Here is a 24,498-nt window from a genome sequence, read left to right as displayed (position 1 = left end):
CCAGCTTTGGTGAGGTCCAGCTTTGTTGAGGTTCAGCCGAAGGCCGCCCGCCATACCGCGCCCAAGCTGTCGACCCATGCGGACACCGGCGGCTCGCAGCTCGCGTCCGCGACCAGGCCGCAGGTCTGCCGGTTGAGCCACCAGATGGTCAGCGCGGCCGCGGCCAGCACGACGAGGCCGTTGACCCGGTAGCGGGTCCGGGTGGCGGCGGCCAGGCGCCGCAGGTGCCTGTGGGCCCACCGGCCGCCCGAGGTGCCCGCGTCGCCGATGAGGTACGCGAGCGCCGGCGGGCGCAGCCGGATCAGGCGGCACGCCGAGGCGAGGAGGAAATCGAGCGCCAGCACGGCGACGACCGCACCGCCCACGACGACAATGAGCACCCGGGCGGCGATTTCCCGGAAGAACCACGGCACCCCGCGCCGCAGGACGATGCGCACGACGATCAGCACGAGCAGGACGGCCGCCGGAAACACGAACAGCCGCGCCGGTTGGTCCGAGGCGTGCACCAGCCAGCCGAGGATCCGGGTGGCGAGCTCAGTCATCGGCGGCCCGGGCGGCGGTCAGCCCGTCGAACTGCCGGCGCAAGGTGCCGGTCAATGCCGAGAACCGGTCGACCGCCAGCGCGACGGCCTGGTCCCGTTCGTCGTCCGGCTGCCCCGGATCGGTGCCCGCCAATGCGCGGCGGCCCGCCTCCGCGATGTCGTGGACCTCCTGCCAGGCGTCGCCGATCGCCGCGACGCTCGGTGTCCCGTCCTCGTCCTGCAGCAGGAGCTCGGCGAGGGTCTCCAGGGCGCCGGCCGACACGCGTTGCAGCGCGGGCAGAGCGCGGACCCGGGCGGAGACCCGCCGCAGCAGGACGCCGTCGGCGACCGGCACCGACGTGGGCAGCCCGGCCGCGACCGCGATCCGGAAGCCGTCCAGCCCGGTGGCGCCGACCGCGCCCGCCAGCAGGGTGAGCAGGACCCGCAGCTCGGCCAGGCAGGTCTGCGGCACATAGGTCAGCCGCCTCTCGACGACCGGGACGGGATCGACGACCGTCCAGGTCGCCACCACGTGCACCGAGACCGTCTCGGTGCCGCACGCCACCCGGATCTCGGCCTCGAACGGATGCTCGGTGACGTCGACCTCGTACACCACGCGGACGCCCCGGAAGAACATTTCACCGGCCGTCAATGCACCCGGAAAGGTGACCAGCCGTCCGTTGTTCTTTCGGTACACGGCGACCGTTCCCGGCGTGAGCGCCCGTCTCGGGAGCAGCGGAAAACGGCGTATCTCCTCGACGTACAAGATCGGATTCTCGAGGTCGGGCGACATGCGGAAACCTGTATCAGTTCGCAAGGCCCGCGGCAAGAGCGCGCTCGGGGGATCGGCAATCTGCTATGGTGCCGCGATGCTGGATGGGGCGTCCGGAGAAATGGCGGAACCGGCGCGGCTGCGCGGCATGCCGGTCCGCGCATTCGGCGGCGAACGGCTCGGCAATGTCGTCGCCATCCATATCGAGGCCGATACGGAGCGAATCGTCCTGTTGCAGGTCGGTGCGGCCGATGACGAACACCAATGGATCATTCCGGCGGACGGCGCGCGGATGGACGGCGGCCAGATCACCGTGCGGTTCGCGGCCGACATGGTCACCCGGGGCCCGACGGCCTCGGCCGGCACGCCGCTGTCGATCGGCGAGCTCGCATACGTGCTCGAGCGCTACGGCGCGGGCGTGGTGGAGCCCGGCGCGCGGCCGGTCACCGAGCGGATCGAGGACGTCGGCGACGTCGCCGCGCTGCACCCCGACGTGCGGCGGCTCCCGCCGATCGTCATCATCCGGCCGGCGCTGACCGGCGACGAGCCGTCGCCCGACGACCCCGGGCCCGCGCGTGCCTGACGGCGGCCCGCTGACCGAGGCGAACTCCCGGATCCGCGACGCCGCGAAGTGGCTCATGGCGAGCTCCGCGGCGGTGGGCGCGGCGCTGATCGCCGGCAGCCAGCTGTCCAACATCGGCCGGCTCGCCGCCACGGCCCCGGACACGGTCGATCACGCCCGGCTCTGGATCGCGGTGGCCGGGGCCGTGGTGGCGCTCAGCGCCGTGTCGTACATGATCTGGACCGCAGTGCAGCTGCTGGTGCCGCACACCGTGGTGGTCGACGAGCTGACGCGGCACTGGCACGCCCGCCGCGGCCCGATGGCGGGTGTCGTGCGGTTCTTCCGGGAGAACCGGAAGTACCTGCAGGGGTACTCCACGACCGCCGAGCTGGTCGCCCGCCGGGCCGCCCGGGTCGAGCGGCTGGCCGCGGCGGACGCGACCGAGGAGGACGAGGCCGCGGTCGCCGACCTGGACCAGCGCATCGCCGCGGTCGAGGACATGGCGGCCCATCTCCTGCTGCGCGAGCGGTTCCGGCGCTCGCTCGGCCGGCTGCTGGGGGCGACGGCGGTCGCCGCGGTCGGCATCATGGCCTTCGCCTGGGCCGCCAATCCGCCGGTGAGCGCGCCGGTCGCCGACCTGCGCAACGCCCGCCTCACCGGGGCCGACCTGCGGGGCGTGGACCTGCACAACGCGCGTCTCGACGGGGCGGACCTCAGCGGCGCGGACCTGACCGGGGCCGACCTGTCGGGCGCCTCGATCGTCGGCGTCATCTGGCGGGGCACCATCTGCCCGGACGGCACCGACAGCGACCAGGCGCGGGGCAGCTGCCGCGGGCACCTGCACCGCAACTGACTACGTCCGCTCGGCTTCCAGGCGGGGGCACGCGTGCCGGGCCACGCCGAGCAGCCGGTGGTCGAGGCGCCGGCCGAGCGGCAGTTCGGCCCGGCCGAGGAGGTCCGTCGCGCTACGTCCGCTCGGCTTCGAGGCGGGGGTACGCGTGCCGGGCCACGCCGAGCAGCCGGTGGTCGAGGCGCCGGCCGAGCGGCAGTTCGGCCCGGCCGAGGAGGTCCGTCGCGCTACGTCCGCTCGGCTTCGAGGCGGGGGTACGCGTGCCGGGCCACGCCGAGCAGCCGGTGGTCGAGGCGCCGGCCGAGCGGCAGTTCGGCCCGGCCGAGGAGGTCCGTCGCGCTACGTCCGCTCGGCTTCGAGGCGGGGGTACGCGTGCCGGGCCACGCCGAGCAGCCGGTGGTCGAGGCGCCGGCCGAGCGGCAGTTCGGTCCGGCCGAGGAGGTCCGTCGCGCTACGTCCGGTCGGCTTCGAGGCGGGGGTACGCGTGCCGGGCCACGCCGAGCAGCCGGTGGTCGAGGCGCCGGCCGAGCGGCAGTTCGGTCCGGCCGAGGAGGTCCGTCACGCTACGTCCGGTCGGCTTCGAGGCGGGGGCACGCGTGCCGGGCCACGCCGAGCAGCCGGTGGTCCAGGCGCCGGCCCAGCGGCAGTTCGGCCCGGCCGAGGAGGTCCGTCACGCCGGCCAGGGCGGCGAGGGCGGCGCGGCGGTCCTCGGTGGCCGGGCCGAGGTGCTCGACGACGGCTCCGAGGATCTGGTCCGGGTCGACGAACGTCAGCGCGGCGGCCAGGGCGGCGTCGGTGCACGGCTTCTCCGGCAGGTCGGCCAGGACGGGCGGGTCCGCGGGGCCGGTGCCGGCGTGCCAGGCGGCGACGACGGCGCCGATGCGGTCCACGGCGACCGCGCGCGCCCGGTCCGTGCGCTCGGCGGTGACCAGCGCCGCCACGAACGCGTTGATCAGGCCGCGGAAGGCGATGTGGTCGAGGTACCGCAGCGGCCCGAAGCGCACCGGGAAGTACGCGTCGTCCAGGGCGGCGCTCAGCTGCTGCGCGAAGGCCCGGGCGTCCTCGCGCTGCCCCGGTGTGACGGCGGGGCGCGGGCGCGGCGGGGCCTGTTCGGGCCATCGGATCAGCAGGGTGGCCGCCGCCTCGCGGACCGCCGGGTCCGGGTCGGTGCCGGCGATGCGGCGCAGTTCGGTACTGCTGGCGCGCGGGTCATCCATGGCGGCCACCGATTGTCATAGCGATTGTCGTCGATGACGGTACCTCCGGCGGCTTTCGCGGCGGCATCGGCCGAACCGGTCGGGTCCGTCCAACGATGTACGCGAACCGTCGCCGGTGCCGACGCGATCGGCGCGGCCGGCGGCGAGGCTCGAAACCATGCTGATCGCGTGGATCGTCGGATGTGAGATCGCCTTCTGGGTACTGCTCGTGCTCGGCCTCGGCGCCCGCTACCTGCTGCGGTGGCGGCGGACCGGGGCCGTGCTGCTGGCCGCGACGGCGCTGGCGGACCTGGTGCTGCTGGTGGTGGCGGCGATCGATCTGCGCGGCGGGGGAGCGGCGGGGCGCGCGCACGCCCTCGCCGCGGTGTTCCTGGGCTTCTCGGTGGCGTTCGGGCCGTCGATGGTGCGCTGGGCCGACGCCCGGTTCGCGCACCGGTTCGCGGGCGGGCCGCCGCCGCGGGTGATCCCCAAGCGCGGGCCCGAACGGGTCAGGTACGAGTGGCGGGAGTGGGGCAAGGCGGTGCTCGGCGGGGCGATCGCGGTGGCGCTGCTGCAGGGGGCGGCCTGGTGGGTCGGGGGCGGCGAGCGGACCGAGGCGCTGCAGGGGATGACGCGCTTCGTGATGTTTGCCCTGGTGGTCTGGTTGCTGGGGTGGCCGGTGTGGGTTTCTGTGGTTCAACTCTTGACGGCCCACACAAACGGGCGTAAACAAAACACAAGCAAATCGAAACGGCGGTGAAACCACATCATGTACGCCGAGGAGCGGCAGCAGGCCATCGTCAGAATCGCCCGCGAGCAGGGGCGGGTCGAGGTGGCCGGGCTGGCCGACGAGCTCAACGTCACGTCGGAGACGATCCGCCGCGACCTCACCACGCTCGAACGGGCCGGGGTTCTGCGCCGGGTGCACGGCGGGGCGATCCCCGTCGAGCGCATCGGCTTCGAGCCCGCCCTCGCCACCCGCGACGCCGTGCTCGTGGAGGAGAAGGAGCGCATCGCCAAGCTGGCGCTCGCCGAGGTGCCCGAGGAGGGCGCGATCATCCTCGACGCGGGCACCACCACCATCAAGCTCGCCAACCTGCTGCCCGCCGACCGGGAGCTGACCGTCGTGGTCAACTCGCCGGTCATCGCCACCGCCCTGGGCACCCGGACCAACCTCAACGTGCTGCTGCTGGGCGGCCGGGTGCGGGGCAAGACCCTGGCCACCGTCGACGACTGGTCGCTGCGGCCACTGGCCGACCTCTATGTCGACGTGGCCTTCGTCGGCACCAACGGCATCTCGGTGGAGCGGGGCCTCACCACCCCCGACCCGGCCGAGGCGGCGGTCAAACGAGCCATGATCAAAGCTGCCCGTCGTACCGTCCTGCTGGCCGACCACACCAAGCTCGGCAACGACTACCTGGCCCGGTTCGGGGAACTCGCGGACGTCGACCTCATGGTCACCGACTCCCGCGCCGACTCCGACCTGGTCGGCGACATCGAGGCCACCGGGGTCAGGGTGGTCCGGGCATGATCGTCACCGTCACGCTGAACCCGAGCCTGGACCGGGCCATGGACGTGGGCCGGCTCGCGCGGGGCGAGGTCATCCGGGCCACCGCGGCCCACCTCGACCCGGGCGGCAAGGGCGTCAACGTCTCCCGGGCGCTGCTGGCCAACGGCGTGCCGTCGGTCGCGGTCCTGCCCTGTGGCGGCGACGAGGGCGGCCAGCTCGTGCGGCTGCTCAAGGCCGAGGGCGTCGAGGTCCTCGCGGTGCCGATCTCGGGCCGGACCCGCTCCAACATCACGCTGGCCGAGCCCGACGGCACCGTCACCAAGGTCAACGAGCCCGGGCCGGCCCTCGTCGGCACCGAGTTCGCCGAGATCACCGAGCGGGTGCTGGCCCGGGCCGGCTCCGCCGACTGGGTCGTGCTGTGCGGCAGCGTCCCCCCGGGCCTGCCCGCCGACGCCTACGCCCAGCTGTGCCGCCGCCTGGCCGGGGCGGGCATCCGGGTCGCCGTGGACACCTCCGGCCCCGCCCTGCGCGAGGCCGCCGCGGCGGGGGCGACGCTGCTCAAGCCCAACCGGGACGAGCTCGCCGAGGTCGTCGGCGCCCCCCTGGCCGACCTCGGCGACGTGGTCGCCGCGGCCCAGCAGCTGCGGGCGTGGGGTGCGCAGAGCGTCCTGGCCAGCCTCGGGGCCGACGGGGCCGTCCTCGTCGACGCCGACGGCGTGGTCACCGGCACCTGCCCGGTCGCCCGGCCGCGCAGCACCGTCGGCGCCGGCGACGCCCTCCTGGCCGGGTTCCTCGCCGCCGGCGCGCGCGGGCCCGCCGCGCTCGCCGAGGGCCTCGCCTGGGGCGCCGCCGCGGTCAGCCTGCCCGGCAGCAGGATGCCCGGCCCCGCCGACCTGATCCGCCACAACGTCACCATCCACCCCCGACCGGACGAGCTCCGCCCACTGCTCTCCGGCCCTTCCTCCTGAAGGAGACACCCCGTGTCGAGCTACACACCGCAGGTCACCGGCTCGGGCTTCCGAGCCTCCGTCCAACGCGTCGGCGGGTACCTCGCCGCGATGGTCATGCCGAACATCGGCGCGTTCATCGCCTGGGGTCTCATCACCGCCCTGTTCATCCCCACCGGCTGGATCCCCAACGCGCACATCGCGAACCTGGTCGGCCCGATGATCACGGTGCTGCTGCCGCTGCTCATCGGCTACACCGGCGGCCGGCTGGTGCACGGCCAGCGCGGTGCCGTTGTCGGCGCGGTCGCCACGATGGGCATCGTCATCGGCGCCGACGTGCCGATGTTCCTCGGCGCCATGATGATCGGCCCGCTGGCCGCCTACGTGCTCAAGCTCTGGGACGGGCTGGTCGAGAACCGCATCCGCCCCGGCTTCGAGATGCTCGTGGACAACTTCAGCGCCGGCATCATCGGCGGCGCGATGGCGATCGGCGGCCTGTACGGCATCGGCCCGGTCGTCGAGTGGCTGACCAAGCAGGCCGGCAAGGGCGCCGACTGGCTCGTCGGGCACGACCTGCTGCCGCTGACCTCGGTCGTCGTCGAACCGGCCAAGGTGCTGTTCCTCAACAACGCCATCAACCACGGCGTGTTCGGCCCGCTCGGTGTCGCGGAGGCGGCCGAGAAGGGCAAGTCGATCCTGTTCATGATCGAGTCGAACCCCGGGCCGGGCCTCGGCCTGCTGCTCGCGTTCTTCCTGTTCGGCCCGCGCAACCTGCGTCCCACCGTGCCGGCCGCGATCATCGTGCAGTTCCTCGGCGGCATCCACGAGATCTACTTCCCGTACGTGCTCATGAAGCCGAAGCTGATTCTCGCCATGATCCTCGGCGGGGCGTCGGGCGTCGGCACCTTCATGATCACTGGCGCCGGCCTGGTCGCGACCCCGTCGCCGGGCAGCATCTTCGCCTACATGGCGGTCACCCCCAAGGGCGGCTACTTCGGCGTCCTGCTCGGCATCATCATCGCCGCCGGCGTCACCTTCGCCGTCGCGTCGCTGCTGCTGGGCTTCGGGCGCAACGAACCGGCCGAGGACGAGGCGGTCGGCCCCGACGAGGAGACGGTCGTCGACCCCGACGAGGCCGAGAACGTGCAGGCCAAGCTCAGCCGCCAGGAGGCGTAGGAACCCATGCCGAGCATCAACGGTACGGACATCAAGAAGGTCGTCGTCGCCTGCGACGCGGGCATGGGCAGCAGCGTCATGCTGGCCAGCCAGCTCAAGCGCCAGCTCAGCAAGAACAACGTGACCGTGGAGCACACCCCGGTGAACTCGATCCCGGCCGACGCCGACGTGGTCCTGTGCCACAAGGGCCTCGCCGCCCGGGCCCGGGTCAGCGCCCCGGACAAGGTGATCATCCCGTTCCAGGTGTTCATCGGCGACCCGGCCGTCACCAAGGTCGTCCAGGTGGTGCAGCGCGGCGGTGAACTCAGTGGGTGACCTGCTCGCCCGCGACGCGATCCGGCTCGGCGAACGGGCCGGATCGCGCGACGAGGCCATCCGCCGCTGCGGCGAGGTGCTGGTCGGGATCGGGGCGGTGGCCCCCGCCTACGTCGAGGCGATGCTCGAGCGCGAGCAGAGCATCTCCACGTACATCGGCGAGGGCGTCGCGATCCCGCACGGCACCCTCAACAGCAAGGAGACCGTCACCCGCGACGCGCTCGCGGTGCTCTCCTTCCCCGACGGCGTCGACTGGGGCGGCGAGGACGTGCGCGTCTGCGTGGCGATCGCCGCCGCCGGCGACGGGCACGTCGACATCCTCGCCGCGCTCGCCGACGTCCTGATGGACCCCGACCAGGCGGCCCGGCTGCGCGCCGCGGCCACCCCCGACGAAGTCCTCGAGCTGCTAGTTCTGGAGCGATCGTGAGAGTTGTACGGTTCCACGCCCCCGGCGACGTCCGCATCGAGGACGCGCCCGAGCCGTCGCCTGGCCCCGGCGACGTGAAGATCCGGGTGCGGGCCTGCTCGACGTGCGGTACCGACGTCAAGATCTTGAACTTCGGACACCACCACATCGTGCCGCCGCGGGTCATGGGCCACGAGATCGCCGGCGAGGTCGTCGAGGTCGGCGCGGACGTGACCGGCTGGGCGGCGGGCGACCGGGTGCAGGTGATCGCCGCGATCCCGTGCGGGGTGTGCGGCGAGTGCCGGCGCGGCCGGATGACCGTCTGCCCCAACCAGGTGTCGATGGGCTACCACTTCGACGGGGGGTTCGCGGAGTACATGATCGTGCCGCCGAACGTCCTGAACGTCGACGGCCTCAACCGCATCCCGGACGGGCTGACCTTCGCCGAGGCCTCCGTGGCCGAGCCGCTCGCCTGCGTGCTCAACGGGCAGAACCTGGCCGGCGTCGGCGAGGGCGACGACGTGGTCGTGATGGGCTCCGGCCCGATCGGCTGCCTGCACGTGCGGCTGGCCCGGGCCCGCGGCGCCGCCCGCGTGTTCCTGGTCGACCTCAACCGCGAGCGCCTCGACCTCGCGGCGAACCTCGTGCGGCCCGACGCGGCGATCTGCGGCTCGGAGACCGATGTGGTCGACGCGGTCATGAAGCTCACCGAGGGGCGCGGCGCCGACGTCGTCATCACCGCCGCCGCCGCGGGCGCGGCGCAGGAGCAGGCCGTGCAGATGACCGCGCGGCAGGGCCGGATCAGCTTCTTCGGCGGCCTGCCCAAGGACAAGCCGGTCATCGCGCTGGACTCCAACCTGGTGCACTACCGGGAGCTGACCATCGTCGGCGCCAACGGCTCCAGCCCCGGGCACAACAAGGAGGCGCTGCGGCTGATCGCCGAGGGCGCCGTCCCCGTCGCCGATCTCATCACCCACCGGCTGCCGATCGAGGGCGCGCTGGACGCGTTCGGCATCGTCGCCCGCGGCGAGGCGATCAAGGTCACCATCGAACCCTGAGGAGGCAGTCGTGCCCACCCGCACCGTCGTCGTCGGTTCCACCAGCGGCCTGCACGCCCGCCCCGCCGCCCTGTTCGTCGCCGCGGCGGCGAAGCAGCCCGTGCCCGTGACCATCAGCACCGAAGGGGCGAAGAAGCCGGTACCGGCCCGTAGCATGCTCGGTGTGCTGTCCCTCGGCGCCAAGCAGGGCACGGAAGTGACCCTCGAGGCCAACGGCGACGGGGCGGACGCCGCCCTGGACGAGCTCGCCGCGCTCCTGGCCAGCAACCTGGACGCCCCCGATGCCTGAACTGCAGGGGATCGGCGTGTCACCGGGCCACGCAGCCGGCCCGGTGCTGCACGGCATCGGCGTGTCACCGGGCCGCGCGGCCGGCCCGGTGCTGCACCTCGCGCCGCCGCCTTCGCTGCCGCCGCAGCCGCCGGTGATCGACGCGGAGCGGGAGCAGGCCGCGGTACGGGCCGCGGTCGACGCCGTGGCCGCCGAGCTCACCCGGCGGGCCGATGCGGCGGCGGAGGACACGGTCGCGGAGGTACTGCGGGCGCAGGTGCTCATGGCGACCGACGAGGTGCTGTCGGACGCCGCTTTCGAGCTCATCGCCGGGGGCTCTTCGGCGCCGCGCGCTCTGGCCGGGGCCCTGGCCGAGCATCGGGCCGCCTTCGAGGCCGCCGGTGGGTACCTCGCGGAGCGGATCGCCGACCTGGACGACCTGCGGGACCGGCTGATCGCGGCCTGTCTTGGGCTGCCCATGCCGGGGATTCCGTCGCCTGGTCACCCGTTCATCCTGGTGGCGCGGGATCTTGCGCCGGCTGATACCGCTGGGCTGGATCCGGCCGTGGTCTTGGCGCTGGTGACCGCTGAGGGTGGGCCGACCTCGCACACCGCGATTCTGGCGCGGACGCTGGGGATTCCTGCCGTGGTGCGGTGCGGTCGGGGTGTCGCCGACATTTCGGATATGTCCGTTATTTCGGTCGACGGTGCCTCGGGGGCCGTGGTCGTCGGGCTGTCCGCGGCGGAGGCCGACGCCGTCAATGCTTCGGCGGCCGAGCTGCTGCTGCGGCGGGCCGCCTCGTCCGGGCCGGGGAGGACCGCCGACGGGCATCCGGTGGCGCTGCTGGCCAACATCGGCTCCGCGCGGGACCTGAGCGTGGAGGTCGAAGGCGTCGGGCTGTTCCGGACCGAGCTGCTCTACCTCGACCGGGGCGACGCGCCGTCCGAGCAGGAGCAGGTCGCGGCGTACTCCGCCGTGTTCGCCGCCCTGCCCGGCAAGAAGGTCGTGGTGCGCACCCTCGACGCCGGGGCCGACAAGCCGCTGCCGTTCCTGCAGATGGCCGAGGAGCCGAACCCGGCGCTCGGCGTGCGGGGGCTGCGGGTCGCGCGGCGTACCCCGTCGGTGCTGTCGACCCAGCTCGCGGCGATCGCCACGGCCGCGGCGGCCAACACCGCCGAGGTGTGGGTGATGGCGCCGATGGTCGCCACCGCCGCCGAGGCTTCGCAGTTCGCCGCGCAGTGCCGCGCGCACGGGCTGCCGTCGGCCGGCGTGATGATCGAGGTACCGGCGGCGGCGCTGCGGGCCCCGTCGATCCTGCGGGACGTCGATTTCCTGAGCCTGGGGACGAACGACCTCAGCCAGTACACCTTCGCGGCGGATCGCATGTGCGGGGACCTCGCGGAACTGCTGGACCCGTGGCAGCCTGCTTTGATCGCGCTGATCGCCGCCTGCGCGTCGGCGGGCCTCGAGGCGGGCAAGCCGGTCGGGGTCTGCGGGGAGTCCGCCGCCGATCCGGATTTCGCTCTGGTACTGACCGGGCTCGGCATCTCCAGCCTGTCCATGGCGCCGCGGAGCATCCCGGCGGTGCGCGACTCGCTGGCGGCGCACACCCTGGAGGAGTGCCGGCAGATCGCGAAGCTGGCCCTGGCCGCCGACACCCCCGAGGCCGCGCGGGCGGCCGTGCGGCGCGCCGGTTCTTAGCGCGCGGGTTCTTAGCGCGGGTTCTTAGCGCGCGGGTTCTTAGCGCGCTGGTTCTTCGCGCTGGTTCTTCGCGCTGGTTCTTCGCGCTGGTTCTTCGCGCTGGTTCTTCGCGCTGGTTCTTCGCGCTGGTTCTTCGCGCTGGTTCTTCGCGCTGGTTCTTCGCGCTGGTTCTTCGCGCTGGTTCTTCGCGCTGGTTCTTCGCGCTGGTTCTTCGCGCCGGTTCTTCGCGCCGGTTCTTCGCGCCGGGCTGTGGCGCTGGGCTTTCGCGCTGGGCTTTCGCGCTGGGTTGTGGCGCTGGGGCTTTTAGAGCTGCACTCCCAGGGCGACGAACTGCAGTCCTCGGGATTGCAGGGCGGGGATGACCGTTTTCAGCGCCGCGCAGGTCTGGGAGCGGTCCCCGCCGCCGTCGTGGCACAGCAGGATGTCCCCGGCCTTCGCCGCGAGCAGCTTGTTCGTGATGAACGACGTACCCGGCTTGGTCCAGTCCTTCGGGTCCCGATCCCAGTTCACCGGCACCATCCCGGCCTTCGCCGCCGCCTCGAACACCGCCGGCGAACACGTCCCGCCCGGCGCCCGGAAGATCGTCGGCGTCCGCCCGGTGGTGTCGTGGATCTTCTCCTGCGCCCGGTCCAGCTCCTGCTGCACCTTGTCCGCCGGCATCGTGGACAGCTGCGCCGGATGACTCCAGGTGTGGTTGGCCACCTGATGCCCGGCGTTGACGACGCTGCGGGCGACCGCCTCCTGCCCGAGGATCTGGTTGCCGATCATGCAGAACGTCGCCGGCACGTGGTACTTCTCCAGCACCTTCAGCACCTGCGGCGTCCACCCCCCGTGCGGCCCGTCGTCGATGGTGAGCGCCACGGCGTTGTCGGGAAACTCGGGCCCGGGCACGATCTGCCGAAATTCCTTGAGCGTGTACACCGGCCGCGTCAACGCGGACGCGGAGGGTGACGGCGACGGCGGCGGGGGAGCCGGGTGGGGCGGCGGGAGGAGCAGCGGGGGCGGTGTCCGCGACGGATTGTTTGCCGCCGGCCGCGGATGGGCAAGGGCATCCCGGCCGAGTGCGGCCACACTCGCGGCAACAATGCCGGCGCCGATCAGGCGGCGGCGGGACATGCTGGTCAAGGCTCCTCCGTCGGGGGGTTGTGCGCCGGTGCACTGTCCAGACGTGACGCGCCGATTATCCGTTGCATCCGTTTTCGCCACGCCGACCCGCAGAGAACTCACCGCCCACCTCACCCGCCCGCCACGCTGGTCCCCAGCTTGTCCGGAGCGGTTTCACAGCATGTGTTAATTCGCCGTGACGTCACCGCGCGTGTCGTTCATGACCGGCCGCGTTCCGCTTTGCCGGCGTCGTCCGACCGTGGGCCGCAGGCCGGCGTTCCGCTGTGCTGGTCTCGCCCCGTCGTGTTCCGTGTGCCGCCTGCTGGTCCCGTCCCGCCGTGTTCCGCCTGCTGGCCTCGTCCCGCCGCGTGCCGCCGTCTGGTCTCGCCCCGCCGCGGGGCGCGTTTCTGCGTGCCGCCTGCTGGTCTCGTCCCGCCGTGTGCCGTGTGCCGTGTGCCGTGTGCCGTGTGCCGCGTGCCGCCGTGTGCCGCCGTGTGCCGCCGTGTGCCGCCGTGTGCCGCCGTGTGCCGTGTGCTGGTCTCGTCCCGCCGTGTGCCGTGTGTTGGCCTCGTCCCGCCGCGGGCCGTGTTCCGCTTCGTCTGTTTTGTCCGGCTGTTGGGGCTGACGTCATCCCGGGCTTGTTGGCGGCCGTGCCGGATTGCCGAATTACTGGATTATCGGCACCAGGAATTCGGCAATCCGGCCTTCGTCGCTCAGGGTGACGGCAGCGGGTGCGAGCGAAGCGAATCGCCGGAGCAAGGGCTGTTCACGACTGTAGTGCAGTGGCGGTTCGGTTCGGGTTCCGCTACTGCGGGTGGTCGAGGTCGGCCAGGCGGGCGGTGAGGAAGGCGCGTTCGGACTCATTGGCGGTGAGAGCCAGGGCCTCCTCGTACGCCAGGGCGGCCTCCTCGCGGCGGCCCAGGCGGCGGAGGAAGTCGGCGCGGGCGGCGGCGAGGTAGCCGTACCCGGCGAGGGAGGGCTCCGACAGCAGGGGTTCCAGCGCCGCCAGGCCGGCCTCGGGGCCGTCGCGCAGGCCGAGCGCCACGGCGTGGTTGAGGGTGACGACGGGCGAGGGCCAGAGGTCGGCGAGTGCGGCGTACAGGCCGCAGATCTCGCTCCAGTCGGTCGCCTCCCAGCTGGGGGACTCGGCGTGGACCGCGGCGATGGCGGCCTCCACGGCCCAGCGGGTCGGCGGGCGGCGCAGGGCCTCGCCCAGCAGTGCCGTGCCCTCGGCGATCCGCGCGCCGTCCCACTGGGAGCGGTCCTGTTCGGAGAGCAGCAGCAGGCGGCCGTCCGGTGTGGTGCGGGTCGTGCGGCGGGCGTCGATGAGCAGGAGCAGGGCAAGGAGGGCGGCCACCTCGGGGTCGCGGGGGAGCTGCAGGCGCAGCATCCGGGCGACCGCGATCGCGCTGTCGGTGAGGTCCGTGCGCTGCAGCTCGGGGCCGCTCGGGGCCGTGTGGCCCGTCGTGAAGACCAGGTGGACCACCTCGCAGGCGGCCTGGACGCGCGCCGGCAGCTCGTCCGGGCCCGGGACGCGGAACGGGATGCGCGCGGTGGCGATCTTCCGTTTGGCGCGGGTGATGCGGGCGGCCATGGTCGGCTCCGGCACCAGGTACACCCGGGCGACGTCGGCCGTCGAGAGGCCGCAGACCAGGCGCAGGGTCAGCGCCACCTGGGCGTCGCGGGACAGGGCCGGATGGCAGCACATGAGGATCAGGCCGAGGCGGTCGTCGGCGGGCGGGGCGATGTCGTCGGTGACCAGCAGGGGCAGCATGCGGCGCAGGGCGGTCTCGCGGCGCAGGCGGTCCACGGCGCGGTTGCGGGCGACGGTGGTGAGCCAGGCGCCGGGGCGGTCCGGCACGCCGGTGTCCGGCCAGGTGCGCAGGGCCTGGGCGAACGCGTCCTGGACGCACTCCTCGGCGAGGTCGAGGTCGCGGGTGAGGCGGACGACGGCGGCCAGGACGCGGGCCCACTCCTCACGGTGGGCCCGCTCCACGGCCTCAGCGACGCTCAACGCCCCGGCTCAACGTGCTGCAGCCGCCAACGTCGCAGCTCACGGCGTCCGAGTTCACCGCGCTGCAACTGCCAGCGGGCAAGCTGCCAACGTCGCAGCTCACGGCGTCCGAGTTCACGGCGTCCGAGTTCACCGCGCTGCAACTGCCAGCGGGCAAGCTGCCAACGTCGCAGCTCACGGCGTCCGAGTTCACGGCGTCCGAGTTCACCGTGCTGCAACGGCCGGCGGGCAAGCTGCCAACGTCGCAGATCACGGCGCTGCGACAGCCATCGCCGCAGGTCAGAGGGCTGTTGATCGCCGGAAAGGCGCATATACGAAATATCCGAAATGTCGCGGCGCGTCAGCGCCCGACATTTCGTGACCCAGCCCGCGCCGTCCGAGGTGACCGGGCCCGCATCAGAGGCGATCATCATGCGTGGTGGTGGTCGACGATCGGGCGGACCTCGACGCCGCCGTGGCCCGCGGACAGTTCCGGCAGGCGCCGGGCCAGGTCCAGGGCCGCGTCCAGGTCCGGGGCCTCGATGACGTAGAAGCCGCCCAGGGCCTCCTTCGTCTCCAGGAACGGGCCGTCGGTCGGGGTCGGGCGGTCGCCGGTCGTCGAGCGCAGGGTCGTGGCCGTCGACGAGGACGCCAGTTCGTGGCCGGTCAGCATGCCCGTGCCCAGTGCCTCGACGAACGAGCGGTGGCCGTTGCCCTTGGCCGTGCGCTCGGCGGGGGTCTCGGCGTCCCAGCGCTGCTCGTCGCCGTAGATCAGCAGGAGGTACTTCGCCATGGTGGTCATCCAATCCCTGGTCGGGTTCCGTCATGGGGACGACGAACGGGGCGGCACCGTTTCGACACCCGGGCCGCCGTACGATTCGATCGCATGACGACCAGCGAGGGCCGATGAGGCGCCGGACGCTGCTGCGGGCCGGTGGGGCCGCGGCCGGGGTGCTCGCGGCCGGTGGCATCGCGGCTTGGGTCGGGCTGCGGGAGGACCCCTCCGTGCCGGGGGCCACGGCGGCCGGGCGGCGGTGGCGGGTCCAGCTGGCCGATCAGCCCGACGTGCTGCAGCTCGCCGGGGAGACGCTGCTGGCGCTCGGAAGCAGCCTGACCGCGTTCGGGGCCGCCGACGGTACCGTGCGCTGGCAGGACGAACTCGGCCGCAACACGCTGCAGACGGCCCGCGCCGGGGACCTCCCGGTGCGCATGGCGGGCGACGCCTTCGTGTTCCGGACCCAGGACCGCGCCGCGGCACCACCGAGCACGCCACCACCGAGCACGCCACCACCGAGCACGCCACCACCGAGCACGGCACCACAGGGCACGGCGGCCCAGGTGCGGGTCGCGGGGCTCGGGGACGGCAAGGACCGGTGGCGGCGGGCCTTCCCCGGGTACGTCGGGGACGTCGCGCTCGTCGACGGCAAGACCGTCGTCACCGTCGCGGACGGTACCGACGGCCGCGCGCTGACCTGCTTCGGCGGGCCGACCGACACCTGGCGCCAGGCCCTCCAGGCCACCGACGGGCCGTTCGACCTGCACGTGGCCGGCGGGACCGTGTACGCCGCGGCCCGGGAGCTCGCCGCGCACGACGCCGGCTCGGGGACCCGCAAGTGGGCCGCCACCGCGCCGGACGGGCAGGTGTTCGGGCGGCCGGTGGTGCTCGGGGCGCTCGTCGTGGCGCTCGGCATGCGGTACGTCGACGACGACTACCTGTACCGCAACGAGTCCCTGCACGCGTTCGACGCCGCGACCGGGCAGCCGAAATGGAGCTGGGACGCGCCGGACGGGTTCCTGGGTGACGGCGCGCCGCTGCTCACCGGGCGCGGGATCGTGGCCGTGCACGAGAGCGGCCGGCTCACCGGGCTCGACCAGGGCACCGGGGCCGAGCGGTGGCACTACGACTGGGACTTCGCCGACATCACGAGCCTTGGCGACACGGTGTACATCGCGACGACCGACGGCGTCGCGTTCGTCGACCCGGTCACGGGGCAGCGCACCCGGCTGCTCGACGAGCCCAACGCCTACAAGCTCGCGGGCGACGGCAAGCGGCTGTGCGTGGCCGCCGGCGAGACGCTGTCCGGCTACGACGTCTGACCCGCGGGGCGGTCGCGCTTGGGCAGCTTGGACACGACCCAGCGGTACGACTCCTCGATCGCCTCGAGGAGCTCCTCGTCCGGGATGGCGCCGCCGGTGGACAGCGAGTTCCACCCCGACCGCCCGATGTAGGCCATGGCGGCGGCGTCGCCGGGGTACCGGTGCAGCCACTCGTCGGCCGCCTCACGCGTCGGGGCGCACTTGACCCCGACGGTGTCCGTGCCGATGAACGCGAAGATCTTCGGCCCGACCTTGGCCACCACGTCGCCCTCCCACGGCTGGTCCTCCCAGGCGCCGGGCTTGGCGAGACAGTGCTTGAGCAGCTCCGCGCGGTTCACGGGCGATCTCCTGACGGCACGGGTCGGCGAGCCAGGCCAGCATAACGCCGGCACAGGCAGTACAAACGCAGCCCGTTGCGCTTGAAAAGAGAGCGGGCGCCCCGCCGGAGTCGACGGGGCGCCCGCGTGGTGCGTCAGGAACCGATCAGCAGGCCGTAGTCGGCCATCGCCATCGCGATGTCGGACTGGGCCCAGAACCGGTGGAACGTGAACGTCGGGGCCGAGCCGCCGTTGAGGTAGGACTGCACGGCCGGCCAGTTCGGGTCGTTCTTGTAGAAGGAGCGGATGTCCAGGAAGGACTTGCCGGGGGCGATCACGTCACCGTTGGGCATGACGCCGCTGTACCCGGACGGGATGTACAGGCCCTGCTGGTTGGACGAGGACCACACGTCGTCGAAGCGGTTGTAGTCGGTCCGGGTCTCCGGGATGCCGACACCCTGCGAGTCGGTGTGCAGCCAGATGCCGTCGAGCAGCTTCTTGGCCGTGGTCTTCGCCGCCGTGTTGTTGGCCTTGGCGCCGTAGTAGGTGAGCAGCCGCGCGTACGCCGCCGCCACGCCCACGTCGGTGCCCTTGTTGACGACCGTCACGTGCAGGTTGGTGTTCGCCTGCGGGCTCGACGGGTTCCACGTGTTCGGCGCGCCGCTCCAGGACAGCGTGTCCGGGATCTGGAAGTCGCCGTTGGCGCTGAACGTCGTGTTGGCGATCGCCCAGCTGACCCACTTGTCGAGCATGGCCTTGGCCTTGGTGTCGCCGGTGGCGTAGTAGTACTCCGCGACCCGCTCGATCGACCACGCCTGGAAGCCGAACCACTGGTTCGACGGCGGGTCGTGGTAGACCGGCTGGACGTCGTAGAACAGGCCGTAGAACGTCGGCGTGCCCGACGGCGGCTGCGAGTAGCTGCCGCCCCAGCTGTTCGTCGCCCCGCCGGCGAAGGCGCCCTCGGAGGACTGCAGCCACTGGTAGAACTCGAGCTGGCGGCCGAGGCTGGTCTGCCAGTCCGCCTTCGCCGAGGACGACTTCGGGGTCAGCGCCGTGACGTTGGACAGCGCCCACGCCGCGAGCGGGTTCTGGTACCCCTGGTGGTTGTGGCTGGAACCGATGCGCCACGACCACGCGCCGCCCGCGTCGCCGCCCCACGCGAAGTACCACGACAGCAGGTAGTTCGCCGAGTCCTTGCCGGTGCCGGCCGCGCACGCGGTCGAGGTGCAGCCCGGCTTCTTGAAGTACTTGTCGTACATCGCGTAGCGCAGGTAGTCACCCATCTTCGCCGCCTTGGCGACGACCGCCGCCACGTCGGCCTGCTTGCCCTGGGCCGTGGCCCACTGCAGCGCCCAGTAGGCCGCCTCGACCGCGCGGGCGTCGGCGTCCGGGGCGTCGGTGTAGCGCCACTGCTTGGCCGGGGTGCCGTCGATGAACAGCGGCAGGTACCCGCCGTTCTGCTTGGCCCCGTAGGCGAACGTCTCGCAGGACGGGTGGGCGACGGTCTCCCACACCGACTCCTGCGGGCCGCGCTGGTAGGTGTTGATGAACGACACCTTCGAGCCCGACACCGGCGTGCAGGAGCTGTAGCCGTAGACGTTGTCGACGTCCTCGATCCAGTGCATGGCGTACATGTCGGTGTTGCCGTAGGTCGAGGTCAGCTCGCTGTACAGCGGGTCGGCACCGACCTTCACCGACGAGTCGAGGTGGCCGCCCTGCTGCGGGTACAGGCTCGGCTGGTCCGCCTCGGGCGCGTAGTCGGCCGGGTCGCTCGCGTTGTAGCCGCCGGTCGTCTGGTTGGCGTGGGTCGGGATGATGTACTTCTCCATCGTGTCCCAGGCCTTGTTGAACGGGGCCCAGTCACCCTTCACCCGGCCGTACTGCGCCTCCATCCAGATCCAGAAGCTGAACGCCTCCGACGTCGTCTCGTGGCCCCAGTCCGGCGCCTCGACGACGAGCGTCTCGATCGCGTGGTACGGCACGCCCTCGGACGAGAAGTACCCGCTGCTGTGGATCTTGTTGTACTGCTCCAGGAAGCGCTGCACGTACACGCCGCCCGCCACGTCGTCGTCGCTCTCGTTCAGCGTCACGGTCGCCGACTGCCAGCCGCTCGCGCTGAGCGTGACCGTCGCCGTGCCGTTCGTGGTGTCCGAGTCCTGGGCCGCGGACGCCGTCACGTTCTGCGCCGTGTTCCAGTTCGCCGTGGTGAACGTCAGCGACGCCGGGGCGACGGTCAGGTCGGTGTCGCCCGACTTGCTCACGGCCACGGTGGTGGTCGCCGTGGGCGCCTGGTTGAGCTTCACCGCGAACGTCGCGGAGCTGCCCTCGGGCACGCTCACCGAGGTGGGCGTGGCGACGATCGACGGCCCGGTCACCGGGTCGACGAAGACCGGCACCGCGGTGGAGGTGCCCACCGCGCCCTTGCTGTCGTACGCCTTGGCCTGCAGGCTGTACGCCGCCGACTGGGCCGGCACGCCCGTCCAGTTGTACGTGAACGGGGCGCTGGTGTCGGTGCCCAGCAACAGGCCGTCGTGGTAGAACTCGACCTTCGCGATCGAGTCGCCGGTGTCCGGGTCGCTCGCCGAGGCGGTCATCGGGATCGTGGCCGGCGCCGAGTAGCGCGTGTTGGCCGCGGGCGCGGTGAGCGACACGGTCGGCGCCTGGTTCGGGCCGGTGCACGGGGTGCCGTTGAGCGAGAAGGCCGTCGGGTTGGTGTTCGTCCCGCTGTAGTTCGCGTTGAAGCCCGGGTTGACGGTGCCGCCCGAGGGCAGGTTGCCGTTCCAGGCCGCATTGCGGATGGTCACGTTCTTGCCGGACTGGGTGAAGTCGCCGTTCCAGCTCTGGGTCAGCGTCTGGTTGCCGGCGTACGTCCAGCTGACGTTCCAGCTGGTCACGGCGTCACCCAGGTTGGTGACGACCATGTCGCCGGTGAAGCCGGTGGGCCACTGGCTGCGCACGGTGTACGTCACCGAGCAGCCGGTCGCGGCATGTGCGGTGCCGGCCGGCAGGGCGACGAAGGCGCCGGCGATCAGTACGCCGACGGCCAACGCGCGGAGCCGGCGTTTCGGCCCGCGTTGGGGTGTGGACATCTCGCTCCTCGTGAAAGTTACGTACCGGGGAACGGGCACTCGGCAGCGCAATGGCTTTGGTGTGCAAGGCCATTGCTGGCAGTGCCCCGGCGGCTCCCATCCGCGAGGTGACGAGGATTCTGGCATGGGAGCGCTCCCGGGACAAGCGGCGCTACGGTCTCGGCACCCATCGATCTCCATGGAGGTGATGCCGAACCCCCACTCGCGGCTCCCACGCGAAACCCGCCGGGCGCGGCCATACAGCGCCGCGCCCGGTCTCCTGATAGTTCGCCCTCCCGGCCGGGTTAGTTCGCGCCAAAGCGGGTTAGTCCCACCCTCATCCGACCGGAAGGGGGTCGTCATGGTCCGACCCATCGCAGACCTCGAGGGGCATCCGGACATCGTCGAGATGCGTGCCCGGTACGACACGGTCTCGGAGACGCCGGCGGCGCGCATCACCGACGGCGCCTTGGTGCTCGCGGGGCTCTACCTCGCGGTGTCCCCGTGGATCGTGGGGTTCCCGCCCTTCGAGGCGAACCTGTCCGTCAACAACTTCATCTGCGGCATCGCGATCGCCGTCCTCGCGGGCGGGTTCGCCGTCGCCTACGGCCGTACGCACGGCCTGACGTGGGTGCCGGTGGCGCTCGGCGTGTGGACGATCATCGCGCCGTTCGTCATCCAGCGCGGCTACGCCTCGGGCGGCGCGATCTGGAGCAACATCCTGATCGGCATCGTCACGGTAGCCCTCGGGCTCGTCGCGATGCGGCCGGCGATGATGGCCCGGAAGAGGTGACGGACGGTGGCCCGGCTGGGCCCCGCTGCGGGCTCAGCCGGTCTCGCCGTCGATGCGCTGGCGGAGCAGGTCGGCGTGGCCGTTGTGCCGCGCGTACTCCTGGATGAGGTGCAGGTACATCGCGCGCAGCGACATCGGCCCGCGTTGCTCGTCCTCGAAGAAGTCGTCCAGGGCGTGCTGCGCGACCGAGGCTCGAGAAGCCTGCCACTCGTCGATCAGCCGCCGGTAGTCCCGCTCGGCGTGGGCGGGATCGACCTCGTCGAACGCGGCGTCCTTGGCGTCCGGCCGTTTGTAGGTGTACTGGACTGAGCGGCCGTGGAAGCGCGCCTGGAACCACTCGCGCTCGACGTCGGTCACGTGCCGGACGAGTCCCAGCAGGGAAAGCGTCGACGGGGGTACCGCCGCCTCGGCGAGCTCCGGGCCCGTCAGTCCGGTGCACTTGCCGGCCAGTACGGCGCGCTGCCAGTCGAGGAAGCCCTCGAGCAGCGTGCGCTCATCGGCGACGAGCGAGCCGCCGAACGGCGGTGGTTCGGGCGCGACCCAGGTCATGAGGTGATCGTACGGCCGGTCCGCCGCGCATGCGGCCGGGTGGCATGGCAACGTATGCAGCATGTCCGTCCATCCCCGCGCAGGGCAGCCCGCGCAGCGCTCCGACCTCGTCGACGTGCCGCGGCTCATCACCAGCTACTACGCCGTACACCCCGATCCGGCCGACCCCGCCCAGCAGGTCGCCTTCGGGACCTCGGGTCACCGCGGATCGAGCCTGCGCGGCTCGTTCAACGAGGACCACATCGTCGCCACCAGCCAGGCCATCTGCGACTACCGGGCCGGCCAGGGGTACACCGGACCGCTCTTCCTCGGCCGCGACACCCATGCGCTGTCCGAACCGGCGACGGTGAGCGCGCTGGAGGTGTTCGCGGCGAACGGGGTCACCGTGCTCATCGACAGCCGCGACGGGTTCACGCCCACGCCGGCGGTGTCGCACGCGATCCTCGTCAACCGGCACCGGGGCGCCGACGGGGTCGTGGTGACGCCGTCGCACAACCCGCCCGACGACGGCGGCTTCAAGTACAACCCGCCCAACGGCGGCCCGGCCGACACCGACGTGACCAAGTGGATTCAGGACCGCGCGAACGAGCTGCTGCGGGCCGGCCTCTCCGGGGTCAAGCGGGTCACGTACGCGCAGGCCCTCGCGGCCGGCACCACGCAGCGCTACGACTTCATGGCGTCGTATGCCGACGACCTCGGCTCGGTGATCGACATGGAGGCGATCGCGGGCGCGAAGGTGCGCATCGGCGCCGACCCGCTCGGCGGGGCGAGCGTGGCGTACTGGGCGTACATCGGCGAGCGGTACGGGCTCGACCTCACCGTCGTCAACCCGCTGGTCGACCCGGCGTTCGGGTTCATGACCCTGGACTGGGACGGCAAGATCCGGATGGACTGCTCGTCGCCGAACGCGATGGCCTCGCTGATCGGGCGGCGCTCGGAGTACCAGGTCGCCACCGGCAACGACGCGGATGCGGACCGTCACGGGATCGTGACGCCGGACGCGGGGCTGATGAACCCCAACCACTTCCTGGCCACGGCGATCGATTATTTGTACCGCAACCGCTCCGGCTGGTCCCCGCAGGCCGCGATCGGCAAGACGCTCGTGTCGTCGTCGATGATCGACCGGGTGGCGGCGGACCTGGGGCGGACCCTGATCGAGGTGCCGGTCGGGTTCAAGTGGTTCGTGCCGGGGCTGCTCGACGGGTCGGTGGCGTTCGGCGGCGAGGAGAGCGCGGGGGCGTCGTTCCTGCGCCGCGACGGGTCGGTGTGGACGACCGACAAGGACGGCCTCCTGCTGTGCCTGCTCGCCTCGGAGATCATCGCGCGGACCGGGCGCACGCCTTCCTCGCACTACGCGGATCTCGTGGCGCGGCACGGGGAGCCGGCGTACGCGCGGCTCGACGTGGCCTCGACCCGCGAGGAGAAGGCGGTGCTGGGGAAGCTGTCGCCGTCGCAGGTCACCGCGACCTCGCTGGCGGGGGAGCCGATCACGGCGAAACTGACCGCGGCCCCGGGGAACGGGGCCGCGATCGGCGGGCTGAAGGTGGTGACGGAGTCCGGGTGGTTCGCGGCTCGGCCGTCGGGCACCGAGGACGTCTACAAGGTGTACGCGGAGTCGTTCAAGGGCCCGGATCACCTGGCGCAGATTCAGTCCGAGGCGCGTGACGTGGTGTCGGCGGCGCTTGCGGCCTGACGCTGTTGGCGTTCGTGCTTCTTGGTTCGCGTTTGTGCTCTTGGTTCGCGTTTGTGCTTTTTGGTTCGCGCTTGTGCTTTTTGGTTCGGCGTTGCGTCAGGCCACTGCCTTGTCGGCGGTGGCCTGGCGGACGGCGCTGACGTGGGTCTTGGGCTGCTTGAAGGCCCGCTGCAGCTGCACGATGATCGACCAGGTCACCTCGGCGACCGGGCGGGCGCCGTTGACCTGCAGGAGCAGTTCGCGGGAGGCATAGTACTCCAGCAGCGGGCGGGTCTTCTCCTCGTACACCTTGATCCGGTGCCGGATGACGTCCTCGGTGTCGTCGGCGCCGCGGGCGCGGGCCAGGAGGCGGCGGATCAGTTCCTCCTCGGGCACTTCCAGGTGTACGGCGATCTGGACGCCGACGCCCAGGTTGCCGGCGGTGCGGTAGGCGGCCTCGGCCTGCTCGACCGTGCGCGGGAACCCGTCGAGCACGTAGCCGCCGGTGTCGCTGGCCGCCATGACCGGCTTGCGCAGCATGTCCATGATCACGGCGTCCGGGACCAGTTCGCCCTTGTTGACGATGTCCTCGACGGTCTTGCCGATGGTCGTGCCGTCCGCGATGTGTTTGCGCAGCAGATCGCCGCTCGCGATATGCGTGATGCCGAACTGCTTCGCGATCGCGTCGGCCTGGGTGCCTTTTCCGGCGCCGGGCGCGCCGACCATCAGGATTCGCTTCGACCGCGGTGCCGCCGACTGCATCGTCATCTGCACACCCCTTCGTATGCCCCGCTGATTTCGGCGCCGCCGCCGATGGTCCAGCATCGCATCTCGATCTCGTGCGTGGGCTGTGGGACGACTGTGAATTTGCACATGCCCGGCTGAAGGAATTGTTTCCCGCCAGCCGGGAATGAGCGTGCTTCTTGAGGCGTTGACCACCTGGTTCGGAAGAATTTCCTGTCCCGCCATGTGGTCGGCGGCCGGTTCCCGGACAGGTGTCCGGGCGTGTCGATCGGCGCCTGACGTTCTGGTTCTTGCTCGCGCGCGCCTTCGTCTCAGCTCGGTCCGCGCGCCTTCGTCTTCGGCCGGTACGCCTTCGTCTCCGGTGGGTGGGCCTTCGCCTTCGGCTGGTGCGCCTTCGCCGTCGGCTGGTGTGCCTTCGTCTTCGGTGGGTGCGCCTTCGGCTTAGTTGGTGCCCAGGAGGTCGACGACGAAGACGAGGGTCTCGCCCGGCTTGATCACGCCGGCCGCGCCGCGGTCGCCGTAGCCCAGGTGTGGCGGGATGACCAGCTTGCGGCGGCCGCCGACGCGCATGCCGGCCACGCCCCGGTCCCAGCCGGTGATGACCTGACCCCGGCCCAGGCCGAAGTCGAACGTGCCGCCCCGGTTCCAGGACGCGTCGAACTCCTTGCCGGTCGACAGGGCCACGCCGACGTAGTGGACGCTCACCTGCTGCCCGGGCTGGGCCTCGGCTCCATCACCGACCGTGATGTCCTCGATGACGAGATCGGCCGGCGGCGGGCCGTCGGGCAGCGTCACTTCAGGCTTGCTCAGCGCCATGCGCTTGACTCCTCTTCGTTACGAAACGTCGGCTCCATCCTGCCCTATCCCGTCGTACGGTC

26 protein-coding genes are annotated in these 24,498 nt (G+C 71.9%); 14 read left to right on the top strand and 12 right to left on the bottom strand.

Annotated elements, in window-relative coordinates; genetic code table 11:
- Window positions 1-32: 32 nt before the first annotated feature.
- The gene (locus ACQPZ4_RS25470) at window positions 33-542 is read right to left on the bottom strand and encodes a hypothetical protein (RefSeq protein ID WP_433066044.1); all 510 of its coding nucleotides are present in this window, start codon (window positions 540-542) and stop codon (window positions 33-35) included.
- Window positions 535-1,314 (bottom strand): hypothetical protein, encoded by a 780-nt coding sequence (locus ACQPZ4_RS25465; RefSeq protein WP_433066042.1) that lies wholly within the window; start codon window positions 1,312-1,314, stop codon window positions 535-537. The genes ACQPZ4_RS25470 and ACQPZ4_RS25465 overlap by 8 nt, the downstream gene beginning before the upstream one ends.
- 76 nt (window positions 1,315-1,390) lie before the next feature.
- Between ACQPZ4_RS25465 and ACQPZ4_RS25460 the strand changes: the two genes are divergently transcribed.
- Both ACQPZ4_RS25460 and ACQPZ4_RS25455 read left to right on the top strand, forming a co-directional pair.
- Window positions 1,391-1,876 (top strand): PRC-barrel domain-containing protein, encoded by a 486-nt coding sequence (locus ACQPZ4_RS25460; RefSeq protein WP_433066039.1) that lies wholly within the window; start codon window positions 1,391-1,393, stop codon window positions 1,874-1,876.
- Window positions 1,869-2,708 carry a pentapeptide repeat-containing protein gene (locus ACQPZ4_RS25455; protein WP_433066037.1) on the top strand — a complete coding sequence of 280 codons (840 nt, stop codon included), beginning with the start codon at window positions 1,869-1,871 and terminating at the stop codon, window positions 2,706-2,708. The genes ACQPZ4_RS25460 and ACQPZ4_RS25455 overlap by 8 nt, the downstream gene beginning before the upstream one ends.
- 560 nt (window positions 2,709-3,268) lie before the next feature.
- Here ACQPZ4_RS25455 and ACQPZ4_RS25450 read toward each other — a convergent pair.
- Window positions 3,269-3,922 (bottom strand): hypothetical protein, encoded by a 654-nt coding sequence (locus ACQPZ4_RS25450; protein WP_433066034.1) that lies wholly within the window; start codon window positions 3,920-3,922, stop codon window positions 3,269-3,271.
- A gap of 157 nt (window positions 3,923-4,079) precedes the next feature.
- On the opposite strand from ACQPZ4_RS25450, the gene ACQPZ4_RS25445 reads away from it, so the two are divergent.
- The 9 genes from ACQPZ4_RS25445 to ptsP are packed head-to-tail and all read left to right on the top strand — an operon-like array spanning window position 4,080 to window position 11,283.
- Entirely contained in the window at window positions 4,080-4,661 is a 582-nt protein-coding gene (locus tag ACQPZ4_RS25445; protein WP_433066031.1) for a hypothetical protein, read from the top strand.
- 9 nt (window positions 4,662-4,670) lie between these two features.
- Window positions 4,671-5,432 carry a DeoR/GlpR family DNA-binding transcription regulator gene (locus tag ACQPZ4_RS25440; RefSeq protein ID WP_433066028.1) on the top strand — a complete coding sequence of 254 codons (762 nt, stop codon included), beginning with the start codon at window positions 4,671-4,673 and terminating at the stop codon, window positions 5,430-5,432.
- Window positions 5,429-6,379 carry a 1-phosphofructokinase gene (gene pfkB / locus ACQPZ4_RS25435; RefSeq protein WP_433066025.1) on the top strand — a complete coding sequence of 317 codons (951 nt, stop codon included), beginning with the start codon at window positions 5,429-5,431 and terminating at the stop codon, window positions 6,377-6,379. The genes ACQPZ4_RS25440 and pfkB overlap by 4 nt, the downstream gene beginning before the upstream one ends.
- A gap of 12 nt (window positions 6,380-6,391) precedes the next feature.
- On the top strand, window positions 6,392-7,534 hold the full coding sequence (gene mtlA, locus ACQPZ4_RS25430; RefSeq protein ID WP_433066023.1) for a mannitol-specific PTS transporter subunit IIC: 1,143 nt from the start codon (window positions 6,392-6,394) through the stop codon (window positions 7,532-7,534).
- Window positions 7,535-7,540: 6 nt separating this feature from the next.
- Window positions 7,541-7,849: a PTS lactose transporter subunit IIB gene (locus ACQPZ4_RS25425; protein ID WP_433066020.1), complete on the top strand. Its 309-nt coding sequence runs from the start codon at window positions 7,541-7,543 to the stop codon at window positions 7,847-7,849.
- A complete protein-coding gene (locus ACQPZ4_RS25420) occupies window positions 7,842-8,276 on the top strand; it encodes a PTS sugar transporter subunit IIA (RefSeq protein ID WP_433066017.1) in 435 nt (144 codons plus the stop codon). The genes ACQPZ4_RS25425 and ACQPZ4_RS25420 overlap by 8 nt, the downstream gene beginning before the upstream one ends.
- The gene (locus ACQPZ4_RS25415; RefSeq protein WP_433066014.1) at window positions 8,273-9,313 is read left to right on the top strand and encodes a zinc-dependent dehydrogenase; all 1,041 of its coding nucleotides are present in this window, start codon (window positions 8,273-8,275) and stop codon (window positions 9,311-9,313) included. Before ACQPZ4_RS25420 ends, ACQPZ4_RS25415 begins: the two co-directional genes overlap by 4 nt.
- Window positions 9,314-9,323: 10 nt before the next feature.
- Complete coding sequence (locus ACQPZ4_RS25410; RefSeq protein ID WP_433066012.1) at window positions 9,324-9,602, top strand: HPr family phosphocarrier protein; 279 nt, start codon at window positions 9,324-9,326, stop codon at window positions 9,600-9,602.
- On the top strand, window positions 9,595-11,283 hold the full coding sequence (gene ptsP, locus ACQPZ4_RS25405; RefSeq protein WP_433066009.1) for a phosphoenolpyruvate--protein phosphotransferase: 1,689 nt from the start codon (window positions 9,595-9,597) through the stop codon (window positions 11,281-11,283). Before ACQPZ4_RS25410 ends, ptsP begins: the two co-directional genes overlap by 8 nt.
- A gap of 303 nt (window positions 11,284-11,586) precedes the next feature.
- On the opposite strand, the gene ACQPZ4_RS25400 is transcribed toward ptsP, so the two are convergent.
- The 4 genes from ACQPZ4_RS25400 to ACQPZ4_RS25385 all read right to left on the bottom strand — a co-directional run bounded on the left by ACQPZ4_RS25400 (window position 11,587) and on the right by ACQPZ4_RS25385 (window position 15,173).
- Window positions 11,587-12,174, bottom strand: coding sequence for a polysaccharide deacetylase family protein (locus ACQPZ4_RS25400; RefSeq protein ID WP_433066008.1), 588 nt, complete (start codon window positions 12,172-12,174; stop codon window positions 11,587-11,589).
- Window positions 12,175-13,192: 1,018 nt separating this feature from the next.
- Window positions 13,193-14,401, bottom strand: coding sequence for an RNA polymerase sigma factor (locus ACQPZ4_RS25395; protein WP_433066007.1), 1,209 nt, complete (start codon window positions 14,399-14,401; stop codon window positions 13,193-13,195).
- Window positions 14,398-14,814 (bottom strand): hypothetical protein, encoded by a 417-nt coding sequence (locus tag ACQPZ4_RS25390; protein WP_433066005.1) that lies wholly within the window; start codon window positions 14,812-14,814, stop codon window positions 14,398-14,400. The genes ACQPZ4_RS25395 and ACQPZ4_RS25390 overlap by 4 nt, the downstream gene beginning before the upstream one ends.
- Window positions 14,811-15,173, bottom strand: a complete 363-nt coding sequence (locus ACQPZ4_RS25385; RefSeq protein ID WP_433066003.1) for a YciI family protein — start codon at window positions 15,171-15,173, stop codon at window positions 14,811-14,813. Before ACQPZ4_RS25385 ends, ACQPZ4_RS25390 begins: the two co-directional genes overlap by 4 nt.
- Window positions 15,174-15,286: 113 nt before the next feature.
- Here ACQPZ4_RS25385 and ACQPZ4_RS25380 point away from each other — a divergent pair, with 113 nt between their 5' ends.
- The gene (locus tag ACQPZ4_RS25380; RefSeq protein ID WP_433066002.1) at window positions 15,287-16,477 is read left to right on the top strand and encodes a PQQ-binding-like beta-propeller repeat protein; all 1,191 of its coding nucleotides are present in this window, start codon (window positions 15,287-15,289) and stop codon (window positions 16,475-16,477) included.
- Here the strand turns inward: ACQPZ4_RS25380 and ACQPZ4_RS25375 are convergent.
- Entirely contained in the window at window positions 16,465-16,815 is a 351-nt protein-coding gene (locus ACQPZ4_RS25375) for an MmcQ/YjbR family DNA-binding protein (RefSeq protein WP_433066001.1), read from the bottom strand. The two genes, ACQPZ4_RS25380 and ACQPZ4_RS25375, sit on opposite strands and share 13 nt — an antisense overlap.
- A 134-nt stretch (window positions 16,816-16,949) precedes the next feature.
- Window positions 16,950-19,883, bottom strand: coding sequence for a glycoside hydrolase family 48 protein (locus ACQPZ4_RS25370; protein WP_433065998.1), 2,934 nt, complete (start codon window positions 19,881-19,883; stop codon window positions 16,950-16,952).
- 340 nt (window positions 19,884-20,223) lie between these two features.
- Here ACQPZ4_RS25370 and ACQPZ4_RS25365 point away from each other — a divergent pair, with 340 nt between their 5' ends.
- Window positions 20,224-20,655 carry an SPW repeat protein gene (locus ACQPZ4_RS25365; protein WP_433065996.1) on the top strand — a complete coding sequence of 144 codons (432 nt, stop codon included), beginning with the start codon at window positions 20,224-20,226 and terminating at the stop codon, window positions 20,653-20,655.
- Window positions 20,656-20,688: 33 nt separating this feature from the next.
- Here the strand turns inward: ACQPZ4_RS25365 and ACQPZ4_RS25360 are convergent, their stop codons facing one another.
- Complete coding sequence (locus tag ACQPZ4_RS25360; protein ID WP_433065993.1) at window positions 20,689-21,204, bottom strand: DinB family protein; 516 nt, start codon at window positions 21,202-21,204, stop codon at window positions 20,689-20,691.
- A 61-nt stretch (window positions 21,205-21,265) separates the two neighbouring features.
- On the opposite strand from ACQPZ4_RS25360, the gene pgm reads away from it, so the two are divergent.
- Window positions 21,266-22,897 carry a phosphoglucomutase (alpha-D-glucose-1,6-bisphosphate-dependent) gene (gene pgm / locus ACQPZ4_RS25355; protein WP_433065990.1) on the top strand — a complete coding sequence of 544 codons (1,632 nt, stop codon included), beginning with the start codon at window positions 21,266-21,268 and terminating at the stop codon, window positions 22,895-22,897.
- A 96-nt stretch (window positions 22,898-22,993) separates the two neighbouring features.
- Here the strand turns inward: pgm and ACQPZ4_RS25350 are convergent, their stop codons facing one another.
- Together ACQPZ4_RS25350 and ACQPZ4_RS25345 are read right to left on the bottom strand one after the other, a co-directional pair.
- Complete coding sequence (locus ACQPZ4_RS25350) at window positions 22,994-23,644, bottom strand: adenylate kinase (RefSeq protein WP_433065987.1); 651 nt, start codon at window positions 23,642-23,644, stop codon at window positions 22,994-22,996.
- A gap of 417 nt (window positions 23,645-24,061) precedes the next feature.
- Window positions 24,062-24,436, bottom strand: a complete 375-nt coding sequence (locus tag ACQPZ4_RS25345) for an FKBP-type peptidyl-prolyl cis-trans isomerase (protein ID WP_433065984.1) — start codon at window positions 24,434-24,436, stop codon at window positions 24,062-24,064.
- Window positions 24,437-24,498 lie beyond the last annotated feature (62 nt).

It is taken from the genome of Dactylosporangium sp. CS-033363 (assembly GCF_050942475.1).
In the GTDB taxonomy this organism is placed as follows: domain Bacteria; phylum Actinomycetota; class Actinomycetes; order Mycobacteriales; family Micromonosporaceae; genus Dactylosporangium.
This window is presented reverse-complemented; position numbering and strand designations above follow the sequence as displayed.

Coding starts and splice junctions, on each gene's coding strand:
- ACQPZ4_RS25470 (WP_433066044.1), bottom strand. CDS start 542: ATGACTGAGCTCGCCACCCGGATCCTCGGCTGGCTGGTGCACGCCTCG.
- ACQPZ4_RS25465 (WP_433066042.1), bottom strand. CDS start 1,314: ATGTCGCCCGACCTCGAGAATCCGATCTTGTACGTCGAGGAGATACGC.
- ACQPZ4_RS25460 (WP_433066039.1), top strand. CDS start 1,391: ATGCTGGATGGGGCGTCCGGAGAAATGGCGGAACCGGCGCGGCTGCGC.
- ACQPZ4_RS25450 (WP_433066034.1), bottom strand. CDS start 3,922: ATGGATGACCCGCGCGCCAGCAGTACCGAACTGCGCCGCATCGCCGGC.
- ACQPZ4_RS25445 (WP_433066031.1), top strand. CDS start 4,080: ATGCTGATCGCGTGGATCGTCGGATGTGAGATCGCCTTCTGGGTACTG.
- ACQPZ4_RS25440 (WP_433066028.1), top strand. CDS start 4,671: ATGTACGCCGAGGAGCGGCAGCAGGCCATCGTCAGAATCGCCCGCGAG.
- pfkB (WP_433066025.1), top strand. CDS start 5,429: ATGATCGTCACCGTCACGCTGAACCCGAGCCTGGACCGGGCCATGGAC.
- ACQPZ4_RS25425 (WP_433066020.1), top strand. CDS start 7,541: ATGCCGAGCATCAACGGTACGGACATCAAGAAGGTCGTCGTCGCCTGC.
- ptsP (WP_433066009.1), top strand. CDS start 9,595: ATGCCTGAACTGCAGGGGATCGGCGTGTCACCGGGCCACGCAGCCGGC.
- ACQPZ4_RS25390 (WP_433066005.1), bottom strand. CDS start 14,814: ATGATGATCGCCTCTGATGCGGGCCCGGTCACCTCGGACGGCGCGGGC.
- ACQPZ4_RS25385 (WP_433066003.1), bottom strand. CDS start 15,173: ATGGCGAAGTACCTCCTGCTGATCTACGGCGACGAGCAGCGCTGGGAC.
- ACQPZ4_RS25380 (WP_433066002.1), top strand. CDS start 15,287: ATGAGGCGCCGGACGCTGCTGCGGGCCGGTGGGGCCGCGGCCGGGGTG.
- ACQPZ4_RS25370 (WP_433065998.1), bottom strand. CDS start 19,883: ATGTCCACACCCCAACGCGGGCCGAAACGCCGGCTCCGCGCGTTGGCC.
- ACQPZ4_RS25365 (WP_433065996.1), top strand. CDS start 20,224: ATGGTCCGACCCATCGCAGACCTCGAGGGGCATCCGGACATCGTCGAG.
- ACQPZ4_RS25360 (WP_433065993.1), bottom strand. CDS start 21,204: ATGACCTGGGTCGCGCCCGAACCACCGCCGTTCGGCGGCTCGCTCGTC.
- pgm (WP_433065990.1), top strand. CDS start 21,266: ATGTCCGTCCATCCCCGCGCAGGGCAGCCCGCGCAGCGCTCCGACCTC.
- ACQPZ4_RS25350 (WP_433065987.1), bottom strand. CDS start 23,644: ATGACGATGCAGTCGGCGGCACCGCGGTCGAAGCGAATCCTGATGGTC.
- ACQPZ4_RS25345 (WP_433065984.1), bottom strand. CDS start 24,436: ATGGCGCTGAGCAAGCCTGAAGTGACGCTGCCCGACGGCCCGCCGCCG.